Source organism: Labedella phragmitis (genome assembly GCF_004078635.1).
GTDB classification, from domain to species: Bacteria; Actinomycetota; Actinomycetes; order Actinomycetales; family Microbacteriaceae; genus Labedella; species Labedella phragmitis.
The window spans coordinates 50,982-60,867 of sequence record NZ_RZNB01000009.1 but is presented as its reverse complement, the minus strand read 5'-3'; the positions used below and the strand labels follow the sequence as shown (position 1 = coordinate 60,867).

General features: G+C 70.3%; 11 protein-coding genes. 6 read left to right on the top strand and 5 right to left on the bottom strand.

Features of this window, described 5'->3' with window-relative positions; all coding sequences use genetic code 11:
* The coding region (locus tag ELQ90_RS16185; protein WP_133425026.1) for a hypothetical protein at positions 1-376 on the bottom strand (376 nt) is incomplete at its 3' end.
* A gap of 361 nt (positions 377-737) precedes the next feature.
* Between ELQ90_RS16185 and ELQ90_RS16180 the strand changes: the two genes are divergently transcribed.
* Together ELQ90_RS16180 and ELQ90_RS16175 are read left to right on the top strand one after the other, a co-directional pair.
* Positions 738-1,508, top strand: coding sequence for an SDR family NAD(P)-dependent oxidoreductase (locus tag ELQ90_RS16180; RefSeq protein WP_128496337.1), 771 nt, complete (start codon positions 738-740; stop codon positions 1,506-1,508).
* Positions 1,505-2,305, top strand: a complete 801-nt coding sequence (locus tag ELQ90_RS16175) for an SDR family NAD(P)-dependent oxidoreductase (protein ID WP_128496336.1) — start codon at positions 1,505-1,507, stop codon at positions 2,303-2,305. Before ELQ90_RS16180 ends, ELQ90_RS16175 begins: the two co-directional genes overlap by 4 nt.
* 8 nt (positions 2,306-2,313) lie before the next feature.
* Here the strand turns inward: ELQ90_RS16175 and ELQ90_RS16170 are convergent, their stop codons facing one another.
* The 3 genes from ELQ90_RS16170 to ELQ90_RS16160 all read right to left on the bottom strand — a co-directional run bounded on the left by ELQ90_RS16170 (position 2,314) and on the right by ELQ90_RS16160 (position 4,349).
* Positions 2,314-2,703, bottom strand: coding sequence for a barstar family protein (locus ELQ90_RS16170; RefSeq protein WP_128496344.1), 390 nt, complete (start codon positions 2,701-2,703; stop codon positions 2,314-2,316).
* A 44-nt stretch (positions 2,704-2,747) separates the two neighbouring features.
* The gene (locus ELQ90_RS16165) at positions 2,748-3,788 is read right to left on the bottom strand and encodes a Gfo/Idh/MocA family protein (protein ID WP_128496335.1); all 1,041 of its coding nucleotides are present in this window, start codon (positions 3,786-3,788) and stop codon (positions 2,748-2,750) included.
* 159 nt (positions 3,789-3,947) lie between these two features.
* Positions 3,948-4,349 (bottom strand): winged helix-turn-helix transcriptional regulator, encoded by a 402-nt coding sequence (locus ELQ90_RS16160; protein ID WP_128496334.1) that lies wholly within the window; start codon positions 4,347-4,349, stop codon positions 3,948-3,950.
* Positions 4,350-4,392: 43 nt separating this feature from the next.
* Here ELQ90_RS16160 and ELQ90_RS16155 point away from each other — a divergent pair, with 43 nt between their 5' ends.
* The 4 genes from ELQ90_RS16155 to ELQ90_RS16140 all read left to right on the top strand — a co-directional run bounded on the left by ELQ90_RS16155 (position 4,393) and on the right by ELQ90_RS16140 (position 9,602).
* On the top strand, positions 4,393-5,244 hold the full coding sequence (locus tag ELQ90_RS16155; protein ID WP_128496333.1) for an enoyl-CoA hydratase/isomerase family protein: 852 nt from the start codon (positions 4,393-4,395) through the stop codon (positions 5,242-5,244).
* Positions 5,245-5,428: 184 nt separating this feature from the next.
* Entirely contained in the window at positions 5,429-6,367 is a 939-nt protein-coding gene (locus ELQ90_RS16150; protein WP_128496332.1) for an alpha/beta hydrolase fold domain-containing protein, read from the top strand.
* 167 nt (positions 6,368-6,534) lie between these two features.
* Positions 6,535-7,743, top strand: a complete 1,209-nt coding sequence (locus ELQ90_RS16145; RefSeq protein ID WP_128496331.1) for an MFS transporter — start codon at positions 6,535-6,537, stop codon at positions 7,741-7,743.
* Positions 7,740-9,602 carry a glycoside hydrolase family 15 protein gene (locus tag ELQ90_RS16140; RefSeq protein WP_279432145.1) on the top strand — a complete coding sequence of 621 codons (1,863 nt, stop codon included), beginning with the start codon at positions 7,740-7,742 and terminating at the stop codon, positions 9,600-9,602. Before ELQ90_RS16145 ends, ELQ90_RS16140 begins: the two co-directional genes overlap by 4 nt.
* Before the next feature lie 82 nt (positions 9,603-9,684).
* Here ELQ90_RS16140 and ELQ90_RS16725 read toward each other — a convergent pair whose 3' ends face one another.
* Positions 9,685-9,876, bottom strand: a complete 192-nt coding sequence (locus ELQ90_RS16725; protein WP_166409134.1) for a hypothetical protein — start codon at positions 9,874-9,876, stop codon at positions 9,685-9,687.
* Positions 9,877-9,886 lie beyond the last annotated feature (10 nt).

Sequence of the window (9,886 nt, the reverse complement as noted above, 5' to 3'; positions counted from 1 at the left end):
CTGCGGCGATGTGCCGGTGGGTGGGGGCGAGGACGGAACCGGTCGGCGACAACATCGGGGTCACAGCTTCACCGACACGGATGCGGTTCTTCGCGGTGACGACGGACACTCCGGTGAGTGCGGCGAGTCCTTCTTCTGCAGTGGCGTGACCGAGCTGGCCGAACGTGTCGACGGGACCGCCGGCGCGGGACCTCGCATCGCCCGCGAGCCGATGACGGAGAGCGTCGACGACGCGACCGAGGGACTCCACCTCGCTCAGAAGAGTGAGGTAATCGTCACCGGAAAGACGGCCGGGGACGAGAGCGCCGAGGGGCGCGACGAGTTCGTCGACCGCGTGCGCGATCGCGACTCGAAGCTGCGTCTCGTGTTCCCCCATAGGAACAGTGAACACCACACCACCGACATTCCCCTCGACACGTGTGCCGAGGTGGAAAAGCCGGTGGGCAGCCGTTTCGTGGACGACGGTCAGGCTCAGGATGACGCCGTCCGTCAGGCTCAGGGACCGTATGGGGCGGGCCGAGCAGATCGGTGCCCGTTTCTGAGGGTCGCCCGACTGCGCGCTCAGAGACCGTCGCTTCGATGCGCTCAGAGATGGGGCCATCGTCCGGTGTGATCGCGCCGGTGCCGTCAGCGCACCGAGCGTCGGTTCGGGCCGGGGGTCGGAACGAGTCGCCGTGTCGAGGCCCCGAGGTGGGTGAGCCGGTCGATTAGCGTGGGGACATCGGAAGGAGCTCCCCATGGCTCGGATCTTCATCACCGGATCGGTCGACGGCCTCGGTCGCGCCGCCGCCGAGGCCCTCATCGCCGAGGGGTACGACGTCGTCGTGCACGCTCGTACAGAGGAGCGGGCGGAGGCCTTCGGGTCGCTCCGCTCCCACGCGCTCGGCGTGGTCACGGGCGACCTGTCGCGCGCCGGCGACACCCACTATGTCGCCGACCAGGTCAACGCGCTCGGTCGAATGGATGCCGTGATCCACAACGCCGGCGTCTACCTCGAGCCCGAGCGCGGCTCGACCGCCGACGGGCACGCCCGCACGTTCGCGATCAACACCCTCGCGCCCTACCTCCTCTCGGTGCTCATCCAGCGGCCGGAGCGTCTCGTCTATCTGAGCAGCGGACTGCATCGCTCGGGAACGGACGTACTCGACGATCTCGACTGGGACACCCGACGGTGGGACGCGGGTCAGGCGTACGCCGACAGCAAACTGCACGTGACAGCCCTCGCCGCAGCCTTCGCCCGGCGCTGGGGAGTGCTGACCGCTTCCGTCGACCCGGGATGGGTGCCGACGAGGATGGGCGGTCCGTCCGCGACCGGCGACCTCGAGCAGGGTCACGTCACGCAAGCGTGGTTCGCGACGAGCAGTGAGATCCCCCGCGACGTGTCGGGCGGCTACTGGCACCACAAGCGACAGCAGCGACCGCACCCGTCGGCTCTCGACACCGGCTTCCAGGACCGCCTCATCGAGGCGCTCGCGGGCATCACCGGCGAACGGCCGGCCGGCTCGTGAGCGACGGCGCCGCTGCGACCGCCGGAACACGGGCGAGCCGCCGAGTCCTCGTCACGGGAGCCTCGCGCGGAATCGGACGGGCGACGGCCGTCGCCTTCGCCGCCGCGGGCGACCGCGTCGCGATCCACCATGGGCGCAGTCGGGCCGAGGCGGAGGAGACGCTCGCCCTCCTCGCGGGCAGCGGGCACGTCATCGTGGCCGGAGACCTGAGCGACGCCGATCAGGCCCGGCGCATCGCCGACGACGCCGTCCGTGGACTCGGGGGGCTCGACGTGCTCGTCAACAACGCGGCCGTCGGTCCGTCGGCGACGAATCGGCATCCGCTCGTCGGCGCCTCCTACGAGGCCTGGCAGGGGGCGTGGCGCGCGATGGTCGACGTCGATCTCATCGGTACCGCCAACCTGATCTTCTGCGTGACGCGCCACCTCGTCGAGCAGGGCACCGGCGGGGCGATCGTCAATGTGGGGTCGCGCGGCGCCTTCGTCGGCGAGCCCGAGCATCCGGCGTACGCGGCGAGCAAGGCCGGCCTGCACGCCCTCGGGCAGTCCCTCGCGGTCGACCTCGCCCCGCACGGCATCGCCGTGAGCACCGTGGCCCCGGGGTTCGTGGCCACCGAGCGGCAATCGACGCGTCTCGCGGGTGCCGCAGGAGACGCGATACGGGAGCAGAGTCCGTTCGGCCGCGTCGCGACGCCCGAGGAGGTCGCCGCGGCAATCCTCTACCTGGCCTCGTCCGACGCGCAGTGGGCGTCGGGGACGATCCTCGATCTCAACGGAGCGCCCCACCGCCGCAGCTGATGGATGCGTCAGACCAGGATGAGCTCGATCTCCGGGTGCCCCGCGAACACGTCGAGCACGATCTCCCCGTATGTACGGCCGCGGCCCGCCTCGAGCTCGGCGATCGCCGTTCCCGCCAGCTCCGCGTCGTACACCGGGTTCTCGAGTTTGGCGGCGTGATACGCGATGGTCGCATCCCGACCGAGCGCACGGAGGGACGCGTCGTGGTCCGTCCACTCCACACGAACGCCGTCCGCTCCGAGCAGAGCGCCGTACCCGCCGTAGAGGAGGTCGTCGAGGGCGTCGAGGCTCGGGCCGAGCGTCCAGCTCTCGCCGGTCATGAACACGCGGTTCACCTCGTCGTAGAACGATGCGATGTCGGTGATCCGGCGTCCGTCGAGGCGGAGGGTGAGGGTCACGAGCGCGTCGACGCGCATGCCCGGCCGGGCGTCGTGCTCACGGGTCAGCGCGAATGCTCGGCGGAGGCGTGGGCCTCCTCGATGATCGCGAGGACCTCGAGGCTGTCGGCGGGGTCGACGGGGAGCGGACCCTCGCCGCGGATCGCCTCGGCGAGCCCGCGGTAGAACGCGGGGTAGTCCCCCGGGAGCGTCTCGACGGGGTGCTGCTCGTCGCCCGCGCCGATGAGCCCCCACGCGCTCTCCGGCGTGCGGCCGAAGCCGGGGTCGGTCGGCGGAACACCGTCGCCGAGCTGCTGCTCCTGCGGATCGAGCCCGCCGATCACGAACGCGGCGCTCGTGCCGCGCACGCGGAAGCGGTCGGTGGGAAGCGCGCTGACCGTGCTCATCGACAGTCGCGATCGCACCCCCGACTCGTGGGTCATCGAGAGGAGGACGTCGTCGTCGGCCGAACGACCGGCGCCGCGCGTGTCGATCTCCGCGTGTACCGCGGAGACGGGACCGAAGAGCTGCATAGCCTGGTCGATGAGGTGCGGACCGAGGTCGTAGAGCACGCCGCCGCCCTGCTCGACGCGGGCCTCCGACTTCCACCCGGCACGGAGAGTCGGCCGCCACCGCTCCATGCGGGACTCGAACGAGAACACCTCGCCCAGTTCGCCGCGAGCGGCGAGGGCTCGGACGGTGAGGAAGTCGCCGTCCCAGCGCCGGTTCTGGAAGACCGTGAGGACGTTTCCGCGCTCCTGCGCCTCGCGGAGGAGTTCCGCGCCCTCCGCCGTGCCGACGGCGAACGGCTTGTCCACCACGACGGCGAGACCGAGCTCCATGGCCCGGTGCGCGAGCGGGGCGTGCGAGGCGTTGGAGGTCGCGATCACGACGAGGTCGAGGTCGCCCGCGCGCTCGAAGAACTCGTCGGGGTTCGGGACGACCTCGGCGCCGGGGTGCGCGCCGCGCGCGTCGTCCGCTCTGGAGGGGTCTCCCGTCACGATCACGTCGAGCCGGTAGTCCCCGTCGGCAGCCAGCAGGGGCGCGTGGAACACCCGCCCCGACAGTCCGTAGCCGATGACTCCAGTACGTATGTGCTCCGTCACCCCTCCACGCTAGCGCGGACCGGACGATCCCTCTGCCCCTCGTGTCGACCGGAGGGTGGAGAACCGACGTCGAGCGTGCCGACGTCGGGGTGGTCGAGGTGGCCACGGGGTCACTGCAACTCGTGGAACACGCGGTCCAACGACGAACCGAATCGGCAGCTACAGGTTGTCTGAGCCGTCGTCGTATGCGTCCCTGTGTCGTTGCACTTCGGCGAGGTGGTCGGCCGTCCACGCAAGGAGGGTCAAGAAGGGCTTATCGAGGGTGCGGCCGAGCGGCGTGATGCGGTACTCCACTGCAATGGGACGCTGCTCCAGCACGTGACGTTCGACGAGGCCGTTGCGTTCCAGCCGGCGTAGAGCTTGCGTGAGTGATTTCTGGGTGATCCCGTCGAGTTCTCTCTTGAGCTCGTTGAAGCGTCGCGGCCGCTGGCACAGCGACGTCAGCAGCAGCTGGCCCCACTTGTCGAGAAGTTGATCCAGGAGCTCGCGCTGCGGACCGACGATCGTGCCCGGGACGGCCTGGTCTTCAGGGGTACCAGGTTTCGTTGAAGTACCTGTCATGCACCAGGTATACCAGAGATACCGCATCAAGCAAAGGAAACCCATGTCCGAGCAGTCCCTGCCCACCCTCCACCTCGAGCGCCAGAACGGCGTGCTGTGGGTCTCGATCGATGTCCCGCCCGTCAACCTGATGACGGCCCAGCTCCTCCTCGACCTGGACGCCGTTGCCGCATCGGCCGAGAACGATCCCGACCTGCACGTCATCGTCGTCCAGAGCGCCAATCCGGAGTTCTTCATCGCACACGGCGACCTGACGTTCGTCGAAAACCCCGAGACGTACGCCGCACTGCCGATCGCAGAGGAGACGCTCGTCGGAACCGGCCCGATGATGCGGCTCCACGAACGCTGGCGGCGTCTGCCCCAGACCACCATCGCGAAGGTCGCAGGACTTGCCCGTGGCGGCGGCCCCGAGATGATCTCCAGCCTCGACCTCCGCTTCGCAGCGCTCGAAACCGCCGCATTCGGCCAGTTCGAGACACTGACGGGCATCGTTCCCGGCGCTGGCGCAACCGCTCACCTGCCCCGGCTCGTGGGTCGCGCTCGCGCCCTCGAGATCGTGCTCACCGGCGGTCTCATCGACGCGGCGACCGCCGAGCGTTGGGGATGGGTGAACCGAGCCCTGCCCGCGGCGGAACTGGACGCCTACGTCGACTGGGTCGCAGTGACCATCGCCGCTCTGCCCGCAGGCGTCCGCGTCGCGGCCACTGCGGCGATCGACGCCGCCGACGGACCGCTCGAGGACGCACTGCGCGCTGAGGACCGCTACCTCGGGGAAACATTCACCCCTGCTTCCGGGGAACTGGCCAAGGCAGCACTTGCGGCCGGCGCTCACACGCGCGAGGTCGAGCTCAACCTCGAGGAGGTCCTGCGGGCGAACCTCGCCCGACGTTCCTGAACCCGCCCCGCAGCCAATGGAGTGAAGAGTCCACTGCCTGGGGATGTCGAGGCATTTCGGACCATCCGACACTCGGGGTCCCGCATGCGGCGGGAGGCGCGACCCGGGCATGCCCCGGGCTCTGCGTCGACATCAATCTACGAGGCGCGTCACGGCCGCGTCCCACGTCTTAAGGAGAACACCAATGACCGATTATCGTCTCGATGATCACTTCGCGCAGGCGATAGCGCAGCTCCCTCCGGAGTTCATGAACATGACAGAGCCCCCCGCGAACGACGTGCGGGCGCTGAGAGATGTCATCAATTACCAGTACACGGAGATGGGTAAGCTCGCACCGCCCGTCCCGGACGGTGTCGACCGAGAGGACGTCAGCATGTCGGTCGGTGACGGCGTCACGCTCGAGGCCCGCTGGTACACCAACGGTGACGCCCGTCCCGGCTCCGCCGTCGTCTACGCCCACGGCGGCGGTCAGGTGGCCGGCACCCTCGAGCACTACGACCGCAGGATGCGCGTCTACGTCGCCGAGACATCCGTCCCCATCCTGTCAGTCGGCTACCGCGTGGCCCCCGAGGGAAAAGGCCAACAGCTCAGCGAGGACGTCTTCGCCGGGGTGATGTGGCTGATCGAGCACGCCGACCGGCTCGGGGTGGATCATGCCCGCATCGCTGTGATGGGTGACAGCGGCGGCGGCGGACTCGCGGCGGCGACTGCCGTGATGGCGAGGGATCGTGGAATCACGATCGCCCAGCAGATCCTGATCTACGCCATGCTCGACGACAGGGTCGCCACCGCCAGCGAGGCGCTCGCGCCCTTCCTCGCATGGACCGCGACGATGAACGCGACCTCCTGGAACGCCCGCGCCGACGGCCCGGTCTCGGAGACGACTTCTCCCGCGCGCCTGATCGACGCCCGTGGCCTGGCGGCCGCCTACATCGAGGTCGGCGATCTCGATCTCATGCGGAACGAGAGCATCGCCTACGCGCAGAAGCTGGCGGCCGCCGATGTTCCTCTCGAGCTCCACGTTCATCCCGGGACGCCGCATGCCTACGAATGGCTGAATGAGAGCGCAGCCGTGACCCAGCGCGCCCTGGCAGACCGCTACCGCGTCCTTCGCTCCCTGTGACGCGGGGAGACCAGCGGAACCGTTTTCGGTGTGGACGCGACGACGTCGGCGACGGCCCAGTTTCACAGCGTGCAGCAGAACCCCGGCGCGGAGGAGGCTGAGCCGGGTCTCGCCGGCGGCCGGTCGCGCGGCGGGAGTGAGCGCACGGGCGGGCCTACGCTCGACGTATGGCGAGTCGACCGGCACCGATCCCCGGTGACGCGGCCGACGGCTCGCAGCGGCGCATGCTCGTCGCCCTGCTCGCCGCGGGACTCGCGACGTTCGGGGAGCTCTACGCGGTGCAAGGGGTCCTGCCCCTCATCGCGCGGGACCTCGGCGTGACGCCGGCCGAGTCTGCCCTCACGATCTCCGTCGCTACCGGGGGACTCGCCCTCACCGTACTGCCGTGGGCGTCCGTCGCCGAGCGCATCGGCCGGTTGCGGGCGATGCGGATCGCGCTCCTCGCGTCCGCCGTGCTCTCGGTGGTCGCGGCCGTCGCTCCCACGTTCGAGCTGCTCATGCTCGTCCGTTTCCTCGGAGGTGCCGCTCTCGGCGCGGTCCCGGCGCTCGCCGTCGCGTACATCCACGACCGCAGCACCGGGGCGGCGGCCTCGGTCGCGGCCGCCGCCTACGTGTCGGGCACGACGATCGGCGGTGCGGCGGGTCGCATCCTCGCAGGCCTGCTCTCGGAGGAGCTCGGGTGGCGGAGCGCCCTCCTCGTCGTCTCCGGGGTGAGTCTCGCGAGCGCGATCCTCTTCGTCGTGCTCGCGCCTCCCGCGGCCGTGCAGCGGCCCGCGGGAGTGGGGCTGCGTTGGCGCGAGAAGATCGGCCGGGCGCTCGCGGATCCGACCCTGCGCGTGCTGTTCGCCGTGACCGTGCTCCTCGTGGGCGTCTTCGTGGCCGTGTACAACTACCTCGGGTTCCGGCTCGAAGCGCCGCCGTTCCTCATCCCGCCGGCGCTCGCGTCGCTCATCTTCCTCACCTACCTCGCGGGGACGGCGTCGTCTCGCGTGGCGGGGTGGTGGAGCACGCGACTCGGCCGCCGCTCGGTGGTCCTCATCGGTCTGGGGGCGATGGTCGTCGGGGTCCTCCTCATGCTGAGCGACTCGGTGCCGGTGCTGCTCGTCGGACTCGCCGCCTTGACGGCGGGCTTCTTCGGCTGCCACGCCACGGCCACGGCGTGGGTCGGGGCACGAGCGGAACGCGAGTGGCGCGGTCAGGCGAGCGCGCTCTACACGATCGCGTTCTACTCGGGATCCGCGATCGGGAGCTGGCTGCTCGGCCTCGCGTTCCAAGCCGGTGGATGGCCGCTGCTGTCCGGGCTCTCGCTCGCCGCGCTCACGGTCGTCGCGGCCGGGACCGCCTCCCTCCGGTCGGACGAGCGCTCACAGCCATGAGAAATCTGCCCCCTCCACATCCCGCCGTCGAGGGGCGGACGCCGCCGCGATCGCGGCATAGCCTGACGGGGGAGGTTCACATGCCGTTGCCGATCGAGGACTACGCACTGCTGGGCGACAGCCGGGGGGCCGCGCTCGTCGGCCGCGATGGATCGATCGACTGGTTGTGCGTGCCCCGGTTCGACTCCTCGGCCGTCTTCTCGGCGCTTCTCGGCGGTCCCGAGCACGGGCGCTGGGCCCTCGCACCGGTCGCGCCGGCGCAAGCTGATCGCTCCTACCAGAACGGCTCCGTCATCCTGCGCACCCGCTGGACCACTGGCAGCGGCGAGGCCGACACGATCGAGTTCATGCCCACCGACGGCGATACCTCGTCGGTCGTGCGGCGTGTGGTGGGCGTGAGCGGCACCGTCCGGTTCCGCCAGGAGCTCATCGTGCGTCCCGACTTCGCCGACATCGTGCCATGGGTGCGGCAGTTGCCACAGATCGTGGACGCACACCGTCTGCTCGCGATCGGCGGACCGGACGGCGTCCTCGTCACCGGCCCGAGGCTCCACGCCGACGGCACGCGCCACGCCGGCGACTTCGAGGTCGCGGCGGGTGAGACGGTCGACATCGTGCTGACGTGGTTCCCGTCGTGGCGCGAGGTGCCGGTCGCCGACGACGTCGATGTGCTGCTCGCCGACACCGTCGCCCGGTGGGCAGACTGGGAGCGCACGTGCACGCATGAGGGGCCGCACGGCGATCACGTGAGACGGTCGCTCACGCTCCTCCGTGCTCTCACGCACGACCGGACAGGCGGAATCGTGGCAGCGGCGACGACGTCGCTTCCCGAAGCGTTCGGCGGTTCGCGCAACTGGGACTACCGGTTCGTGTGGCTGCGCGACGCGTCGCTCACGGTCTCGACGCTGCTGCGTCACGGATTTCGCACTGAGGTCGAACACTGGCGGTCGTGGCTTCTGCGGGCGATCGCCGGCGATCCCGACGACGTGCAGATCATGTACGGGCTGGCGGGGGAGCGTGAGCTTCCGGAGCGAGTCGTCGCGCGGCTCCCGGGGTACGAAGGGGCGTCGCCGGTGCGTATCGGCAACGGTGCCGTCGAGCAGTTCCAGGCGGACGTGCTCGGCGAGACGCTCGTCTGCCTCGACGACGCGCGCAGCGTCGGCCTCGCCGACCCGCCCGAATCCTGGGCGCTTCAGCGCGCCCTCCTGAATCGGCTCGAACGCACCCGCACCGCCCCGGATAACGGCATCTGGGAGATCCGGGGCGAACAGCGGCACTTCGTGCACTCGCGCGCAATGGTCTGGGCGGGTTTCGACCGGGCGGTCCGGGGCGTTCGCGAGCACGGATTGCCGGGCGATGCGACGCGGTGGGAGGCGCTCCGCGACGAGGTGCGCGCCGACATCGATACACACGGCGTCAGCACGGCGCACGGCGGTTTCACGCAGTACTTCGGGACCGACGAGGTCGACGCGGCTCTCCTGCAACTTCCTCAGGTGGGGTTCTGCGCTCCCGACGATCCACGGATGCTCGCGACGGTCGAGCGCATCGAGCGTGACCTGATGCCCGACGGCTTCGTGCTGCGGTATCGCGCCGAGACGGGCGTCGATGGAGTCCCCGGAACGGAGAACCCCTTCCTGACGTGCTCGTTCTGGCTCGTCGAGCAGTACGCGCGGACGGGTCGCACGGCCGATGCCGAGGCACTCATGGGGCGCCTGCTCGCTGTCGCCAACGATCTCGGCATGCTCAGCGAGGAGTACGACCCGGCTGCGAAGCGGCAGGCGGGAAACACCCCGCAAGCACTGACCCACCTCGCCCTCATCCGCGCCGCCGACGCCCTCGCGGGCACCCTCCCCTCCTAGCCCAAAGGGTTACACCCGCGTGAGGGCGCCAGTTGGTACTCCCGCCCTCGAGTCGGAACTGGCGCCCTCGTCCCGCGTGCTCTCAGGTGGCGCTTCGCCGCTCGCCGCTTCGCCGCTCGCCGCATCGTCCGCTCGCCGCATCGTCCGCTTCGACCGCGTCGTCCGCGTCGACCGCGTCGTCCGCCCCGTCCGCCTCGACCGCGTCGTCCGCCCCGTCCGCCTCGACCGACACACGCTGCCCGTCCCGATCCCGCGAGGGCGGCACGTCGGTCATGAGGGCGCTA

Coding starts and splice junctions, on each gene's coding strand:
- ELQ90_RS16180 (WP_128496337.1), top strand. CDS start 738: ATGGCTCGGATCTTCATCACCGGATCGGTCGACGGCCTCGGTCGCGCC.
- ELQ90_RS16160 (WP_128496334.1), bottom strand. CDS start 4,349: ATGACAGGTACTTCAACGAAACCTGGTACCCCTGAAGACCAGGCCGTC.
- ELQ90_RS16155 (WP_128496333.1), top strand. CDS start 4,393: ATGTCCGAGCAGTCCCTGCCCACCCTCCACCTCGAGCGCCAGAACGGC.
- ELQ90_RS16150 (WP_128496332.1), top strand. CDS start 5,429: ATGACCGATTATCGTCTCGATGATCACTTCGCGCAGGCGATAGCGCAG.
- ELQ90_RS16145 (WP_128496331.1), top strand. CDS start 6,535: ATGGCGAGTCGACCGGCACCGATCCCCGGTGACGCGGCCGACGGCTCG.
- ELQ90_RS16140 (WP_279432145.1), top strand. CDS start 7,740: ATGAGAAATCTGCCCCCTCCACATCCCGCCGTCGAGGGGCGGACGCCG.
- ELQ90_RS16725 (WP_166409134.1), bottom strand. CDS start 9,876: ATGACCGACGTGCCGCCCTCGCGGGATCGGGACGGGCAGCGTGTGTCG.